General features: G+C 74.6%; 12 protein-coding genes. 10 read left to right on the forward strand and 2 right to left on the reverse strand.

Annotation, left to right across the window (positions count from 1 at the left end; translation table 11 throughout):
- Positions 1 to 88: 88 nt before the first annotated feature.
- Positions 89 to 775 carry a MarR family winged helix-turn-helix transcriptional regulator gene (locus tag QOZ89_RS36330; protein WP_241842139.1) on the reverse strand — a complete coding sequence of 229 codons (687 nt, stop codon included), beginning with the start codon at positions 773 to 775 and terminating at the stop codon, positions 89 to 91.
- A gap of 360 nt (positions 776 to 1135) precedes the next feature.
- Between QOZ89_RS36330 and QOZ89_RS36335 the strand changes: the two genes are divergently transcribed.
- Positions 1136 to 2728, forward strand: coding sequence for an MFS transporter (locus QOZ89_RS36335; RefSeq protein ID WP_083419482.1), 1593 nt, complete (start codon positions 1136 to 1138; stop codon positions 2726 to 2728).
- A 56-nt stretch (positions 2729 to 2784) separates the two neighbouring features.
- Here the strand turns inward: QOZ89_RS36335 and QOZ89_RS36340 are convergent, their stop codons facing one another.
- On the reverse strand, positions 2785 to 3870 hold the full coding sequence (locus QOZ89_RS36340) for an oxygenase MpaB family protein (protein ID WP_241842138.1): 1086 nt from the start codon (positions 3868 to 3870) through the stop codon (positions 2785 to 2787).
- A 294-nt stretch (positions 3871 to 4164) separates the two neighbouring features.
- Between QOZ89_RS36340 and mptB the strand changes: the two genes are divergently transcribed.
- The 9 genes from mptB to QOZ89_RS36385 all read left to right on the forward strand — a co-directional run bounded on the left by mptB (position 4165) and on the right by QOZ89_RS36385 (position 16004).
- Positions 4165 to 6201 (forward strand): polyprenol phosphomannose-dependent alpha 1,6 mannosyltransferase MptB, encoded by a 2037-nt coding sequence (gene mptB / locus QOZ89_RS36345; protein WP_241842137.1) that lies wholly within the window; start codon positions 4165 to 4167, stop codon positions 6199 to 6201.
- Positions 6202 to 6238: 37 nt separating this feature from the next.
- Positions 6239 to 7396, forward strand: coding sequence for a galactose-1-phosphate uridylyltransferase (gene galT, locus QOZ89_RS36350; protein WP_071051991.1), 1158 nt, complete (start codon positions 6239 to 6241; stop codon positions 7394 to 7396).
- Between the two features lie 180 nt (positions 7397 to 7576).
- On the forward strand, positions 7577 to 8899 hold the full coding sequence (locus tag QOZ89_RS36355; protein WP_083419481.1) for a galactokinase: 1323 nt from the start codon (positions 7577 to 7579) through the stop codon (positions 8897 to 8899).
- A gap of 995 nt (positions 8900 to 9894) precedes the next feature.
- Complete coding sequence (locus tag QOZ89_RS36360) at positions 9895 to 11499, forward strand: ATP-binding protein (RefSeq protein ID WP_083419494.1); 1605 nt, start codon at positions 9895 to 9897, stop codon at positions 11497 to 11499.
- 210 nt (positions 11500 to 11709) lie between these two features.
- Complete coding sequence (locus QOZ89_RS36365) at positions 11710 to 12129, forward strand: roadblock/LC7 domain-containing protein (protein WP_198543478.1); 420 nt, start codon at positions 11710 to 11712, stop codon at positions 12127 to 12129.
- Positions 12126 to 12500, forward strand: a complete 375-nt coding sequence (locus QOZ89_RS36370) for a DUF742 domain-containing protein (protein ID WP_071051988.1) — start codon at positions 12126 to 12128, stop codon at positions 12498 to 12500. Before QOZ89_RS36365 ends, QOZ89_RS36370 begins: the two co-directional genes overlap by 4 nt.
- Positions 12481 to 13164 carry a GTP-binding protein gene (locus QOZ89_RS36375; RefSeq protein WP_491677183.1) on the forward strand — a complete coding sequence of 228 codons (684 nt, stop codon included), beginning with the start codon at positions 12481 to 12483 and terminating at the stop codon, positions 13162 to 13164. The genes QOZ89_RS36370 and QOZ89_RS36375 overlap by 20 nt, the downstream gene beginning before the upstream one ends.
- 63 nt (positions 13165 to 13227) lie before the next feature.
- Positions 13228 to 14487: a cytochrome P450 family protein gene (locus tag QOZ89_RS36380; RefSeq protein ID WP_071051987.1), complete on the forward strand. Its 1260-nt coding sequence runs from the start codon at positions 13228 to 13230 to the stop codon at positions 14485 to 14487.
- 269 nt (positions 14488 to 14756) lie between these two features.
- Complete coding sequence (locus QOZ89_RS36385; RefSeq protein WP_071051986.1) at positions 14757 to 16004, forward strand: cytochrome P450 family protein; 1248 nt, start codon at positions 14757 to 14759, stop codon at positions 16002 to 16004.
- Positions 16005 to 16044 lie beyond the last annotated feature (40 nt).

The raw sequence follows: 16044 nt of genomic DNA on the forward strand, positions 1-16044 counted from the left end.
GCTCGCGCGCCGCCGCCTCGCCGATGCCGCTGCTCGCGCCGGTCACGAGCGCCACCGTGCCGTCCAGCCGTTCCGCCATCGCCCGAACCTACGGGAAGGCGCGTAGCAGCGCCCGCAGGGCCTCGTCGAGGCTGGCGCGCTGGTCGGGGGAGAGCACCGCGTCCAACCGGTTGACGAGCTGGGCGTGTTCGGTGACCGCCGCGTCGATGACGGCGCGGCCCTTGTCGGTGAGCCGGACCCGGAAGCTGCGCCGGTCGGCGGGGTCCAGGGCCCGCTCGACCAGGCCCGCCGCCTCCAGCCGGTCCAGCCGGTTGGTCATGCCGGCGCGTGACATCATCAGCAGCGCCGACAACTGCGACGGGATGAGCGTGCACCGCGGTCCGGAACGGCGCAGCGCCGCGAGCACGTCGAACTCGCCGGCGTTCAGCCCGTGCCGGCGCATGACCTGCTCGGCCATCGCCGCGAGGTTCTTGGTCAGCCACTTCATCCGGGCGAAGCAGCCGAGGGCGCCGAGGGTGCCGAGGTCGAGGTCCGGGCGTTCCAGGCGCCAGGCTTCGATGAATTCGTCGACCTGGTCCGGTCCAACCTCTGGTGCGGCGCCTTCCGGGGCGATGCAGAAGTCCTCGGGCTCCGGCACGTCGTCCAGGGAGGCCATGTCGGTGCTGGCCATGGCGCTGGTGTCCGGGCCGTAGCCGGTGAGCGGGGCGTCGTCGGTGCGCGTGCCCGCGTCGGCGCCGTGGGTGCGGGCCTTCATGACGTGAGTGTAGTTGATCACGATAGTTTGATGCCAGCTCTGTTCGATGCCGTACTATCTGGAAGCGAACTACCGTCGGTCTGACCCACTGGCGGCCCGTAGCCGGGCGTTCGCTCCGACCACTGCCAACCACCGACGTCCACGGCGGCATTCCAGTCCCCTGCCGCGCGCCGAACGCCCGGCCACCCAGGCCGACGCGGGCGGCGTGTTCACGGGAGGGCCGCGCGACCGCGGACCTCGCTCGAGACGGCCCCACCCGGGCAGCCCCGCGTGCCGGAGACACCCCGGTCCGCAGGAGAAGACCTTCGCCCCCGGCCGAGAAGACGCGACGATGCTCTCCCTCGCGCCTCCGGAGCCCTCTCCAGAAGACACGGAGACACAGTGACCACAACCACCGACGTCACATCGTCGGGCGACGGCGGCGATCAGAGGACCGGCGCGCCGGTGATCCCGGCCCAGCCCGCCGCTGCGGCCGCGGCGGTCACCGCCGCCGCGGCGCCGGTCGCCGAGGCGTCCGCCCATGGGGCGGCCGGCGAGCCCGACCCACGCCGCTGGATCGCGCTCGCCGTCATCGCCGTCGCCCAGCTCATGGTCGTGCTCGACGGCTCGATCGTGACGCTCGCGCTCCCGCACGCGCAGGCCGCGCTGGACATCTCCACCGCCAACCGGCAGTGGGTCATGACCGCCTACACGCTCGCCTTCGGCGGCCTGCTGCTGCTCGGCGGGCGGATCGCCGACTTCGCCGGGCGCAAGCGGGCCTTCATCTGGGGCCTGTTCGGCTTCGCCGCCGCCTCCGCGCTCGGCGGGTTCGCCCCGAACGCGGCGATGCTGTTCGCCGCCCGCGCCCTGCAGGGCGCCTGCGCAGCGGTGCTCGCGCCGGCCGCGCTCTCGCTCATCACGGTGACGTTCACCGACGGCAAGGAGCGCGCCCGCGCGTTCGGCGTCTACGGCGGCATCTCCGGCGGCGGCGCCGCGATCGGCCTGATCGTCGGCGGCCTGCTCACCGAGTACACCTCCTGGCGCTGGTGCCTGTTCGTCAACGTCCCGATCGCGGTGGTCACGGCCGTCGCCGCGATCTCGGTCGTGCGCGAGAGCCGCGCCGAGGGCAAGCCGAGCTACGACATCCCGGGCGCGACGACGATCACCCTCGGCCTGGTCGCCCTGGTGTACGGGTTCACCAAGGCGGCCGACGACGGCTGGGGCTCGGCGGTGACCGTCTCCCTGCTGGTGGCGGCGGTCGTGCTGTGCGCGGCGTTCGTCGTGATCGAGCTGCGCACGGCGAAGCCGCTGCTGCCGATGCGGGTCGTGCTCGAGCGCAACCGCGGCGGCTCCTTCCTCGCGTCGCTGTTCTTCGGCGCGGCGCTGCTGGCGATGTTCCTGTTCATGACGTTCTACTTCCAGCAGACGCTCGGCTACAGCGCGCTGCGCAGCGGGTTCGCCTTCCTGCCGTTCAGCGGTGGGATCATCTTCGGGGCGGCCATCGCGAGCCAGCTGCTGCCGCGCGTCGGCCCGAAGTCGCCCATGGTCGTGGGCGGCGTGATGGCGGTGGTCGGCCTGCTGCTGCTCACCCAGGTCGGGCTGCACACCGGCTACGCCTCCCACGTCCTGCCGGCGGAGCTCCTGATCAGCCTCGGCATGGGCATGGCGTTCGTCCCGATGTCGAGCCTGTCGCTGATCGGCGTGGCGGACCACGACGCCGGCGTCGCGAGCGCCCTGGTCAACACGACCCAGCAGGTCGGTGGCTCGCTCGGCATCGCGCTGCTCAACACCGTCTACGCGACCGTCGTGACGAACTACCTGGGCAGCCACGGCATCGGCCCGGCCGCGCAGGCGCAGTCCCAGATCGAGGGCTACACCACGGCATTCCTCTGGAGCGCCGTGCTGATGGCGGCCGCGCTGGTCACCGTCGTGATCCTGGTCAAGGCGCGGAAGTCGGACGTGGCCGCCGCCGGCGCCCCCGTCCACGCGGGCTGAGCGGCTCCGCGGCGTAGCTGAACGGCCATGCGGCGAACGGCCAGCGGCTGGGGCAGTCAGACCAGCCGCTGGCCAAGCCGGCGGCGCAGGCGCATGTCCAGGAGCAGCACGTTGTAGGGGAAGAGGCGGGCGAACCGGGGCAGGCGGCGCTGGACGGCGCCTAGCCGGCGCAGCGTCCGGTCGAACCTGGCCTGGTCGGCCGCCGACCAGGCCAGCCCCATCTCCTCGCGGAACCTGGGCGGCAGGAAACCGGTCGTCACGAACACCACGAGGCGCCGCGGGCCCAGGCTGAACGGCCAGCGCATCCCACGGCCGGTCACCAGGCCGTGCAGGTAGGCGCGGACGGTCGGGTCCATCGCGACCCGGCCGAGCGCCTCCTCCCAGTACAGGTCGAACGCGACCCGGTCGGTGGGCCACATCGGCTGGCGCACCTGCAGGGTCGTGCCGAAGCGGGCGGCGTGCCGGTAGAACGCGTCCGCCGCCGGCGGCTCGATCGGGCCGTGCAGCCGGGTGTGGACGTCGACCGCGCCCTGGTACATGCACGCCGCGACCCAGAGCTGCAGTTCCGGCCACAGCGCGTTGTAGCGGACGGAGCTCGCCGAGGTGGAGCGGACCTGCCGGTGCGCCGCGTTGACCGCGTCCCGGTAGCGGGCCCGCTCCTCGTCGCTGCCGAGCATGGAGACGGCGACGTAGGTCAGCGTGGTGCGGAAGCGCTTCACCGGGTGGTGGGTCAGCCGGCCGCCGGCCACCCGGCTCTCCACCACGCCGTGGCCGACGGGCGCCCAGCTCAGCTGCATGACGACGTTCGCGACACCGGCGAGGAACGCACCGAGGCCGTCGAGGTACTCACGCACGTCGAAACCGGCCGGATCGGGACCGAGCACGCGGGGACGGGCCGCGTCGGCGTCGGCGTCGGCGTCGGCCGCGCCGGGACGGGCGGGGCCGGGGATGGCCGGGTCGAGGACAGCCGGGTCGAGGACCGCCGGGTCGAGGACGTCCACCGTGGGGCTCGCCGCGCCGACGGCCGTGGCGGCGGCGAGTGCGGCGGCGGACGCGGATGACACGTCGCCGGGCGGGATGACGGTGGCGGGCGCCGCCCTGGGGGCCGGGATGTCCCCCGCGGCAGCCGGGGCCCTCGTCACGTGGCGTCTCCTTTCGCCCTGCGCGCAGGCGGGCGCGTCGACCAGTTCTCGACGTCCATCACCGAGTCTCGACGTCCATCACCGAGGTTAGAGGAGGGACTGGGCGTCGATATCGCGCTCCGTGTCGCTGGCTTCACCCGTGCGGCGAGATTCGCGCGATCCGTGGTCGAGCTGTGACCCGATGCTCGTGGCCTCGCGGTCAAGGTGACGGGTATCACGTCGACGATGGTGGTGACCTCTCCGGTTCCGGTCTGTTCATTCCGGGTCCGCTCCGGCGCCGTCTGGGCGTGCGGCATGGCTGGCAGCGTTCTCGTCGCGATGGGAGATACCAGGCCGGACAGGCAGACCAGGGGTCGCGACGTCCGTGACGTGGCGAACGCCGGCGGAACCGGGGCCGACGGCGCGTGGCCTGTCACCGGCGACGCGCCGATCGGCTCCGGCAGCGCGCCAACGGTCACCGGCAGCGCGCCGACCGACAGCGCACCGACCCACAGCGTGCCGACCGACAGCGCGCCGACCGACAGCGCGCCGACCGACAGCGCGCCGACCCACAGCGCGCGGGGCGACGGCGCGCCGACCGGCGGGGCGCGGGGCGACGGGGCGAGCGCGCGTGGGCGCCGGGCGCGGCACCTCGGTGCGCTCGTGCTCGCCGGGGCGGTCGGCGCCCTGGGTGCCACCCTCGTCGTCATCACCGGCGGGCGCCTCGCGCTCGGCCCCGTGGTGCGCCCGCCGACGGCCTGGTTCGGGCTGCTCGACCCCGTCGCGACTGACAAGCCGTCGCTGCTGCCGGTGGTGCTGCTCCTTGGCGCGACCCTGCTCGTCGGCGCCTGGTGGTGGGCGTGCCGGCGCAGCCAGCGCGGCGAGTTGTCCCTGCGCGGCGTCGCGGCGCTGATCTGCTGCTGGTCGGCCGCGCCGCTGTTCGGCCCGCCGATCCTCAGCCTCGACGTCTACAGCTACGTGGCCCAGGGGGCGATGCTTTCCGCCGGGCTCGACCCCTATGCGGCGGGGCCCGCGCTGCTCGGCAGCCACCCGGCGGCGCTGGCCGCCGACCCGATCTGGCAGGACACCCCGTCGCCGTATGGCCCCGTCGGCCTGGGGCTCTTCCACGCGGTCACCGCGCTGACGGGTGGCCGGGTCGTCCGGTCGGTCATCCTGCTGCGGGTCGTGACCACCGTCGCGGTCGCGGCGCTGGCCTGGTGCCTGGTCCGCGCGGTGCCCGCGCACCGCCGCCCGTGGGCGCTCGCCGCCGGCGTCGGCGGGCCGGTCGTGCTGCTGGAACTGCTCGGCGCCGTCCACCTCGAGGCGGTGATGATGGCGCTGGCCGCGGCCGGGCTGCTGGCCGCGCTGCGCGGGCGGGTCGGGCTCGGCCTCGCCCTGCTCACCGCCGCCGCCCTGACCAAGTGGCCGGCCGCAATGATCATGGTCGTGCTGCTGGCCCGCCGCTGGGCCGATCTCGCGGTCGGCCCGGCCGCCGCGGCGGAGCCGGAGCCAGAGCCGGAATCGGCGCCGAACCCCGCGGATGGGCCATCGCCGGGTGCCCCCGTCAGGACACGGACGGCGACCGGGAGCCTGGCCGGGCGCGGGCTCGCCCTCGGCCGGCGGCTCGCCGCGGCGATCACCGCCTCGGCGCCGGTGCGCTGGGTCGGCGGCGGCGGTACGGACCGGCGCTGGGCCCTGCCCGGCCCGTCGACGAGGGGACCCGTGGCGCGGGTGCTCACGGCCATGATCCGTGACCTCGCCGTGATCGCCGCGACGGCGACCGTGCTGTCGCTGCTGCTCGTGCCCGACGGGCTGGGCTGGGTACGTGCCACGTCGACACCGTCGCACGGGCTGAGTCTCTACTCGCCCGTGTCTGCGCTCGCCAACCTGCTCGCCATCGTGACCGACACACCGGGCCCCGCGCTGCCGGGCAGCGACCTTCTCGGCCTCGCCCGCGCCGCCGGGATGGCCGGGGCCGCGCTGCTGATCGGCTGGCTGCTCATCACGGTTCGCCGCCGGGACGTCCCGGCCACCTGCGGCCTCGCGCTGCTCAGCCTCGCCCTGCTCGGGCCGGTGCTCTACCCGTGGTACCTCGTCTGGGGCATGGTCCCGCTGGTCATGGCCAGAGGCGTGCCGCGCCGCCGGGTGCTCATGGCTGTCGGCGCCGCCGGGGCGTTTCTGTCGGTGCCGCATCCCGAGGTGCTCTTCGTCGGCGAGCCGGAGGTGACGTCGTGGTTCGCGCGGGAAGGCCCGGTAGTCCTGATTGTCCTGCTGGTGTGCGCGGGCGTCGGGCTGATCGCCCGGCGCAGGCTGGTCAGCGGTACCCGCGCCGAGGTCTACCGGTCGATGTGATCGGGCGTCCCGGTAGCGTCTAGCCCGTGACGACGGCGTGACGGCGGCTGACGCGGCCGCGCCCGGCGCGACCCGGACGGCGGTGCTGCTGTCCGACGGCCGGGAGCTCATCTACTTCGACGACGAGCCGGGCCGCCGCCGCGGAGAGCCCGACAGGCGCGGCCTCGCGCCGGTGGCCCGGCCGCCGTCCCAGCTGCGCCACGACCGGCTGACCGACGAGTGGGTGGTCATCGCCGCGCACCGCCAGGGGCGGACCCATCTGCCGGCGGTCGCCGACTGCCCGCTGTGCCCCAGCGGGCCGGCCCGGGAGACCGAGGTCCCCGAGGACTACGACGTCGCCGTCTTCGAGAACCGTTTCCCCGCCCTCGGCGTGCCGGCGGTCGGCCTTCCGGCGGTGGGCCTGACCGGCCCCGGCGAGGGCGGCCCGTCCGCATCGGGGCAGGCCCGGCGGGGGGACCGGGCCGGACCGTTCGCCGGCCAGCCCGGTGACGGGCGCTGCGAGGTCGTCTGCTTCACCGCCGACCACGACGCCTCGTTCGCGGCGCTCACGCCACGCCGGGCCGCCACGGTGCTCGCGGCCTGGACCGACCGCACCGCGGTACTGGGCCGCCTGCCCGCCGTGGCGAGCGTGTTCGTCTTCGAGAACCGCGGCGAGGAGATCGGGGTGACGCTCGGCCACCCGCACGGCCAGATCTACGCCTACCCGTTCGTCCCGACGCCGCTGTCCGCGATGATCCGCGTCGCGCGTCGCCTCGGCCGCTGCCAGCACTGCGAGGCCGTCGCCGCCGAGGAGGCGGCCGGTGCCCGCCTCGTCGCCTCGACGGACGCCTGGGTCGCGTTCGTGCCATACGCCGCCCGCTGGCCGTTCGAGGTGTCGATCTACCCGCGCCGGCACGTGCCCGACCTGCCCGCGCTCGACGAGGACGAGCGGGCCGAGTTCCCGTCGCTCTACCTGGACGTCCTGCGCCGCTTCGACCGGGTGCTCGGCGTGAAGATGCCCTACATCGCCGCCTGGGAGCAGGCCCCCGTCCGGGCCGGCCGGCGCTGGGCGCACCTGCGCCTGCGCGTGTTCTCCAACCGGCGTGCCCCGGACAGACTCAAGTACCTCGCCGGCAGCGAGTCCGCGATGGGGGTCTACGTCAACGACATCGAGCCCGAGCACGCCGCGTCCCTGCTGCGCGCCGCCGCGTGCTGAGCCTAACCTCCCAGATCGGCTTCCGGACCTCCCAGATCGACTCCGCAAGCTCCGTCGATCCGGCAGGAACCCCGGATCCGGCAGGGACCCTGCTCTGCACCTGGTTCCGGGTCGGGGCGCGGCGGGGTGCCCACAGGTGGGGGTGTGGATCGTCCCGCCAACGTCGGGCGTTGCGTAGACATGACGGACGGCCAGGCCGCCGGGGGTGGTGGCGCCAGGAGTGCGGAGGTCGCGCTGGACAGTTCCGTCCCGCCCCGTCCCGGAGAGCCTGGCGAGCCGGCGGGCGGGCCACGCCGTTCCAGGATGCGTCGCGGCCGGCCCGCCGGACGGGGGCCGGTTACGGCGGTCGCCTTCGGGCCGGGGCGGGTCAACCTCGTCGGGGAGCACACCGACTACAACGACGGCCTGTGCCTGCCGTTCGCGATCGAGCTCGGTGTCACGGTACGGGCGCGGCCCTCGCTGGACGGCCTGATGCGGATGCACGCCGTCGACATCGGCTCGCACGACGTGTTCCCCGCCGTCGCGCCCCCGCGCGTCGAGGGCTGGCGCTCGTTCGCCCGCGGGGTGGTCGCCTTGCTTACCGAGGCCGGGTACTCCATCCGTCCCGCGCGCCTGACGATCACCGGCACACTGCCCCGGGGCGCGGGCCTGTCGTCGTCGGCGGCGCTCGAGGTCGCGCTGGCGCTCGCGCTGCTGGCGCACAGCGGGCACGGCGAGCCGGACCGTCGCCAGCTCGCCGGGCTGCTGTCCCGGGTGGAGAACGAGTGGGTCGGCGCGCGTACCGGCCTGCTGGACCAGACCGCCTCGCTGTTCGGCCGTCCCGGCCACGCGCTGTGTCTGGACGTCCGGGCCCTCGGCGCCATCCCCGCCCCCGGCCAGGCGCCCGGCGGCGTTCCCGCTCCCGGCCCGCTGCCCGCGCCGCCCGCGTCGGCCGCCCGGGCGAGCGGCGCGGACGGCGGGCGGGCGACTCCGGGTGCCGAGCCGGCGGCGACGGGCATCGAGCCGGTGCGTCTCGACCTGGGCCGGTGGCGGCTGGTGACGGTTGACTCCGGGGTCCGGCACGCCATCGCGGCGTCCGGCTACAACACCCGCCGGGCCGAGTGCGCCCGCGCCTGCGAGCTGCTCGGGATCGGTTCGCTGCGCGACGCCGACCAGGACGCGCCCGGCCGGCTGCCCGAGCCGCTGGGCCGCCGGGTGCGCCACGTGCTGGCGGAGAACGAGCGGGTCCGCCTCGCGGTGGCGGCGCTGCGGGCCGGCGACCTGCCCGAGCTCGGCCGGGTGCTCGACGCGTCGCACGCCAGCCTGCGCGACCTCTACGAGGTGTCGGTGCCCGAGGTGGAGGCGACGGCGGCGCGCCTGCGGGCCCTCGGCGCTGCCGGCGCGCGCATGGTCGGCGGCGGGTTCGGCGGGTCGGTCCTCGCGCTCTTCCCTCCGGGCAGGCGCCTACCAGCCGAGGCCATGCGCGTCGCCCCAGGTGGCCCCGGCCGCCTGCTGCCCCGCTGACGCCGGACGCCGTCGCCGGTCCCTGACCGCCGGCCCGCCGCGGGTGCTCGGCCCGCCGCGCCCGCTCGCCCCGCCGGTGCCGCTCGGACGGCTCGAACCGCTCGCGAGCTCACCGCCTCCGAACTCACCGTCACCGAGGTCGCGTGGCGCGCCCGCTCGTCCGGGCAGGTGCCCGCGAGGCATCTCGGGCGCCCGGCCGCGCCGGGGAACGCCCCGGCACGACGGTTGGCCGCCGACGCAACGACGAGAAAACGTCGACACTCCGGACGTGTCTCCACTGTAGGCATCCGTGTTGTGGCGCGGGCCGTGCCCGTTCGCGCGCAGCCATGGGCCGCGCCGCCGGCGGTCGCGGCCTGTGACGAATGTGCCGAGGCGGCGCGGGTCAGCGCGGCCGATGCAGGGGGACGCCCCTCAAGGCTGAAGATCCCGATTTGTCCAGTTCTAAGTGCCGGCGCACCGCGTCGGTTCCGTCGAAATGTCCGGATGCGTGAGAGGGCCTGTCTCTGACAGCGATTCCGGAACAGTTTGGCTCTGATGTTCAGAGTGACCACCCGATTATCACCGGTGGCCAATCCGGGCCGCCCAACGGGTGCGCGCCAATACCCAGTGTCCATCGGCGTGACAACGTGAACACATGTCACTCACTCGGCCGTGGCCGGGTGGCCGGTGGCGGCGCCAGCTGCATGCGGCCGGTGCGCGTGGTCTCCCTAGCATCGGGTGACGGCCGGCATATGGGCGACGCCCACGCGGCCGGCCGGCTCCATCGCGTGGCCGGCGGATGGCCGAGGAGTGGTCGCGGTGTGGGGGAAGCCTGCGAGGCACGGCGCGCCTTTGCCGCGCATTCAGCGCCGGCCCGCGCGGCCACCGCGCCCGCCGGCGAATCCTGAGCTTTTGTTGGACGGTTTCTTTGCCGCGCCGGCCCGGTCCCGCGCCGTCGGCGTGGCCGCGGCCGCCCGGGCTGCCGTGACGACGAGTTGGACGAGGAACTGATCGCGATGCCACGTGTACTCGAGCCCGCTCGCGGGCGGGCCGACACCTTCCCGGCTGGCACGTCCACCCCGGCCGGCACGTCCACGCGCCGCCAGCCCGTCCTCGGCGCGAACCGCACCGTGTTGCTGTCCGCGCTGCTGGTCGTCGCCGTCGCCGCGCTGTGCGCGGTCGCGACGGCCCCGTCGTCCGCGCGGGTCTCCGTCGGAGTCGCGGTGCTCGTGGGCCTGGCCGCCGCGGCCGTGATCGTGGTCCTCGCGATCCGCCAGGCGGACGGCACGGCGCGGCTCGTCGAGCGGTTGGCGGCCCTCGACGCCCTGACGGAGCGGCGGGCCGCCGGCCTTGCCCAGCTGGCTGACGACACCCTGCCGAAGATCGTCGCCCAGCTCCGCGACGGTGTCTCGGCCGAGGAGGCCATGGCGGGCGGGCCACCGCCGGCCGACCCCGCCGAGCAGCGAATCCTGCGCACCCTCGCCGAGGAGGTCGGCCGCGGCGAGCGCATGCGCGCCGCCGCGATGGCCGCCTGCGCGAACGCCGCCGGCCGGGTCCAGGCACTGGCCACCAGCATGCTCGCCGACCTGCGCGACATGGAGGACCGGCACAGCGAGGAGGTCCTCGGCGACCTGCTGCGCCTCGACCACAGCGTCTCCCAGGCCGGCCGGCTCGCCGACTCCATCGCGGTGCTCACCGGGGCCCGCTCCGGCCGGCGCTGGACCAAGCCGATCGTGATGGAGAGCATCCTGCGCGGCGCGCTCGGCCGGATCAGCGCCTACCAGCGGGTCCGGCTGCACTCGACCAGCACGGCCGCCGTCGCCGGCTACGCGGCCGAGGGCGTCATGCACGCGCTGGCCGAGCTGATGGACAACGCCACCAGCTTCTCCCCGCCGTCGGAGGAGGTGCACGTCTACGTCGAGGAGGTCCAGGCCGGCCTCGTCGTCACCGTCGAGGACGGCGGGCTCGTCATGGGCCCGGCGGCGCTGCGCCGGGCGGAACGGGCCGTCTCGGCCGAGGCGCTCGACCTGACCACGCTGTCCGGCACACGCCTCGGCCTGGCCGTCGTCGGCGTGCTCGCCCGCAAGTACGGGCTCACCGTCTCCTTCCGCCCCTCCTCCCGGGGCGGCACCGGCGTGATCGTCATCATCCCCCGCCAGCTCATCACCCAGCCGCGGCCGGACGGTGCGCCGCTGCCCGGGGCACATGTCACGGCGGCACCGGGCGTGCCGGCCGGCGGGCGCGGCGGCCGGCAGGCAGTGGCGGAGCGGCCCGGTGAGCCCGCGCCGGCGGCACCTCCGTCGCGGGACGCGGCGCACCCGGCGGGTACGCCCGAGCCGCTGCCCAAGCGGGGCCGGGGCGAGACGCTCGCGGGCGCCGCGCGGGCGGCGGCGCTCGCGACGTCCCCTGGCGGCCCGCCTGCGGGTCAGGACGGCCGCCCGGCCGCTCCCGCGGTGTCACCAGGCGAGCGGTTCGGCGCGTTCCAGCAATCGCGCGCGCGTGCCCGGTCCGGCGAGACCGGGCCGACCGGCAGCGCCGGCCAGCAGCCGGCGGGCGACACCGACGCCGCTGGTGCCGCTGACGCCATCAACGCCACCGACTCCCGTGAAGCGGCGCCATGACGTCCGGGAGACCGGCGGGCCGGGTCAGGCAAGGCCCATGGCCACCAGGCGGGCGCTGACGCGGCGCCCGGCTCGCCAGACGCCCACGCCCCGCCCGTCGCCAGCCAGGAGGCGAACCGGGCCTTCGAGTTCCCGGACCAGACAGCCAGATAGGAGGCAGGGGCCGACCGGCCGCGGGCAGCGGTCCCGCGGCGGCCCTTACACCCGATGATGAAGACCAACGAGCGCGACCTCGACTGGCTGCTCGAGAGCCTCCTCGAGCGCACCCCGGGTGCCCGGCACGCGCTGGTGCTGTCGCGGGACGGTCTGAGGATGTGCCGCACGTCCGGGCTCACCGTCGACCAGGCAGACCAGTTGGCGGCCATCGCGTCGGGCATCCAGAGCCTCGCGCACGGCGCGTCCGTCGAGTTCGGTGACGGCAACGGCGGGGTCCGTCAGTCCATGACCGAGTTCCACGGGGGCCTGCTGTTCATCGTCGAGGCCGGCGAGGGCGCCCACCTCGCCGTCATCGCCACCGAGGACGCGGACGCGGGCGTGATCGGCCACAACATGAACGAGCTGGTCGAGCAGATCGGCGAGTATCTCAGCGCGCCAGCGCGTGACCTGAGGGCCACGGCGGCTCCGGCGTGACCCGCGGCCACATCGACCGGGAGAACCCGGACCGGCTCTACACGATCACCGGTGGGCGCAGCCGCGCCGACGCCGACGTCTTCGACCTGGTCACGCTCGTCGTCGCGGAGTGCGACCCCAGCCCGGGGATGCAGTCGGAGCACGTCGGGATCCTGCGGTTCTGCCGCTCCGCGCGCGCCGTCGTGGAGATCGCCGCCCACCTGCGCCTGCCGATCAGCGTCACCCGGATCCTGCTGTGCGACCTGCTGGACGCCGGCCGCATCGTCGTCCGCCAGCCGGCCAGGTCCGCGCCGCGCCGCTCGGCGGTCGAACTCCCTTACGCCCACCCAGAGCTGCTGAGAGAGGTGCTCGTTGGACTCCGCCGGCTCTAGGATCGCCGCGCCGCCGCTGGCCGGGCTGGCCCGCCTCTCGGGGCGCGTCGACCCTGGCATGCCGCAGATGCTCGCCCCGCTGCGCGACACCGTCCGCGAAGGCATGAAGATCGTCGTCGTCGGTGGGTTCGGCGTCGGCAAGACCACGATGGTGCGCGCGGTCAGCGAGATCCGCCCGCTGTCCACCGAGGAGGTCATGACCGAGGCGGGGGTCGGCATCGACGACACCGCCGGGCTGCGCGGGAAGAGCACGACGACGGTCGCCTTCGACTTCGGCCGGATCAGCCTCGACGACCACCTGGTGCTCTACCTGTTCGGCGCGCCCGGCCAGGAGCGGTTCTGGTTCCTGTGGGACCGGCTGTTCGCCGGCACGCTCGGCGCCGTCGTGCTGGTCGACACCCGCCGGGTCCAGGACTCCTGGTACGCGATCGACCGGCTGGAGCACCAGAAGGTGCCGTTCGTCGTCGCCCGCAACAACTTCGGCCCGCCGACGCACTCGCTCGACGAGGTGCGCGACGCGCTGTCGCTCAGTCCCGAGGTGCCGCTACTCGACTGCGACGCCCGCGCCCGCGAGTCGAGCAAGACGGTGCTGATCGAGCTGGTCAACCACGTGCTGACGCTGTCCACCGCCGCCTACGGCGCGATGGCGGGGCACCCCCAGTGAATCGAGGTCGCCCGGCGAGAGCGGCCGTCATCACCACTGCTACGACCCAGACTGGAGACCGCGATGACCGAGGCGAACGTCGCCCTTGAGACTGCGGGCTCAGCTGCGTCGCCGAACCGTTACCCGGCGCACGTCGGCGCGGCCCGGCTCTACGGCGACGAGTTCCACCGCGACCCGGCGGCGGTGTACGACCAGCTGCGGGCGCGCCACGGCGCGGTGGCCCCCGTGCTGATGGACGGTGACATCCCGGCGTGGATCGTGCTCGGCTACCGGGAGTTCGCCTACGTCCTGGAGAACCCCGAGCTGTACACCCGGGACTCGACGCTGTGGAACGCCTGGGACCTCGTCCCGTCGGACTGGCCGGCGCTGCCGATCGTCGTCGGCCGCGACACCGCGGTGTGGCTCGGCGGCCTCGCGCACGAGCGCCGGTCCACCGTGCTGCACGACGGGCTGACCGTGGACCCCTTCGAGCTGCGGGCCCGGTGCGAGCGGATCGCCGACGAGCTGATCGACACGTTTGCCCCGACGGGCGAGGCCGACCTGATCAGCCAGTACGCGGAGCTCCTGCCGGTGCACGCCTTGGGCGCGGTGCTCGGGATCCCGCCAGCCGACTGCCGCGTGTTCACCCGGGACGTCATCACCGTGGTGAACGGCGCCCCCGACGCCCAGGAGGCCTTCGTCCGGTGGCGCGCCGGCCTGCAGCGGCAGGTGGTGGCACGCCGGGAGAACCTGGGGTTCGACGTGCTCTCGCGCCTGTTGACGCACCCGGCGTCCCTGACCGACGGCGAGCTTCTCGAGGAAATGGTGACCGTGTTCTCGCTCGCGCACGAGATGGTCTCGTCGTGGATCGGGAACTCGCTGCGGCTCATGCTCGGCGACCCGAGGTTCGCGGCCACGATGTTCGGCGGGCGGCGCAGCGTCGGCGACGCGATGGCGCAGGTGCTGTGGGAGGACACGCCCGCGCAGAGCCTGACCGGCCGCTGGCTGTCCCGGCCGAGCCAGCTCGGGAGCTACCAGATGGCGGCCGGTGACATGGTGATCCCCAGCGTCACGGCCGCCAACGCCGACCCAAGGGTCCGCCCGAGATCGGGGATCGTCGAGACCGCCGGCAACCAGGCCCACCTGTCCTACGGTCACGGCGAGCACCGCTGCCCGCTGCCAGCCCAGGAGATCGGCGAGGTCATCGCCGAGACAGCCGTCCGGGTGCTGCTGGATCGGCTGCCCGACGTGACCCTGGCGGTCCCCCTCGAAGACCTGGTGTGGCGGCCGACGATCTGGATCCGCGGCCTCACGGCCCTTCCGGTGGTCTTCGGGCTGGCCTGACCGCCGCCGCTGACAGCGTGCTGGCGGGCCACCGGGGTGATCCCGGGGCCGCCCGCCGGCCGTGGCCACCGACCGGGCGCTGTGGCGTCGGGCGCGTCCCGACGTCCGTCGGCCCCGCCCGACGGACATCACCCGTTTGTGACACCCGCGAGGTGGCGCGCCCACAGGCCCGTCCGCGCCACCGTGACGTCCGCGCACGGCCGTCCGCCCGCCCAGAGGCGGCTGGTGAACTCGGTTGATGACAGGTTGTGGATGGTGGGGGAGACCCGATGACTGATCTGACCACCGCCCCGGACCGGGCGGCCGCCTTGGCCAGCCGCTACCCGGCGCACGTGGGCGCGGCCCGGCTCTACGGCGAGGAGTTCCACCGGGACGCGGCCGGGCTCTACCGGGCGCTGCGGGCGCGGCACGGCGCCGTGGCCCCGGCCCTTCTGGAGGCCGACCTCCCGGTCTGGCTCGTGCTCAGCTACCGGGAGATGCACTACGTGCTCACCCGCCCGGAGCTGTTCGACCGGCAGACGCCGTGGAACGCGCTCGACCTCGTCCCGGCGGACTGGCCGCAGCGGTGGGTCCTCGGCACCGAGTCGGTCATGCGGTCGAGCGGCCGGGAGCACGAGCACCGCTCGACCGTGCTCCACGACGCGCTGGCCGCCGTCGACCAGCTCGAGCTTCGGTCGCGCTGCGAGCGGATCGCCGACGCGCTGATCGACGAGTTCGCCGCCGACGGCCGGGCGGAGCTGATGAGCCAGTTCGCCCTGCAGATACCCGTGCGCGTGGTGTCCTGGATGCTGGGCATCCCGCTGGCGGAGGCGCCGGCCGTGGTGCGAGACCTCATCGTCCTGATGGACTACACGGCCGAGGCGCCGGCCGCCTACGGGCGGCTGCTCGCCCGTATGCGCGACCTGATCCGGCAGCGGCGCGAGCGGCCCACGTTCGACGTCACCTCCCGGATGGTCCACCACCCGCTGGCGGCATCGGACGACCTGCTGGTCGAGGACGTGCAGTACGTGGTCAGCGGCGGGCAGCAGCCGACGGCGTACTGGATCGGCAACACGCTGCGGCTGCTGCTCACCGACACCCGGTTCGCCACGACGCTCGTCGGCGGGCGGCGCAGCGTCGGCCAGGCGATGGGCGAGGTCCTCTGGGAGGAGCCGCCGCTGGCGAACCTGAGCGCGTACTGGGCCGCCCGTGCCTGCCAGCTGGGCAACCACCAGATCCGGGCCGGCGACATGCTGGTCCTCGGCATCGCGGCCGCGCACGCCGACCCGCACATCCGCCCGGACCAGACCGCCGGCGTCGGCGGCAACCAGGCGCACCTGGCGTTCGGCCACGGCCCGCACCGCTGCCCGTTCCCGGCACAGGAACTGTCCGAGGTCATCGCCGAGACCGCCCTCGAGGTGCTGCTCGACCGGCTCCCCGACCTGAGCCTGTCCGTGCCCGCCGACGAGCTGCGCTGGGAGGAGTCGATCTGGTTCCGGGGCCTGACGAGCCTGCCCGTCGTCTTCACCCCGGCCTGACCGGCGTCGCGGAGCCACGCGCCCCGTCCCAGCGGAGCCG

Origin of the sequence: Pseudofrankia coriaricola (assembly GCF_032027725.1) — a bacterium.
In the GTDB taxonomy this organism is placed as follows: Bacteria; Actinomycetota; Actinomycetes; order Frankiales; family Frankiaceae; genus Pseudofrankia.

What these genes read in the sequence shown, in the direction of transcription:
- QOZ89_RS36380 (WP_071051987.1), top strand. Translation starts at nt 13,228, where the DNA reads ATGACCGAGGCGAACGTCGCCCTTGAGACTGCGGGCTCAGCTGCGTCG.
- QOZ89_RS36360 (WP_083419494.1), top strand. Translation starts at nt 9,895, where the DNA reads ATGCCACGTGTACTCGAGCCCGCTCGCGGGCGGGCCGACACCTTCCCG.
- QOZ89_RS36355 (WP_083419481.1), top strand. Translation starts at nt 7,577, where the DNA reads ATGACGGACGGCCAGGCCGCCGGGGGTGGTGGCGCCAGGAGTGCGGAG.
- QOZ89_RS36385 (WP_071051986.1), top strand. Translation starts at nt 14,757, where the DNA reads ATGACTGATCTGACCACCGCCCCGGACCGGGCGGCCGCCTTGGCCAGC.
- mptB (WP_241842137.1), top strand. Translation starts at nt 4,165, where the DNA reads ATGGCTGGCAGCGTTCTCGTCGCGATGGGAGATACCAGGCCGGACAGG.
- QOZ89_RS36365 (WP_198543478.1), top strand. Translation starts at nt 11,710, where the DNA reads ATGAAGACCAACGAGCGCGACCTCGACTGGCTGCTCGAGAGCCTCCTC.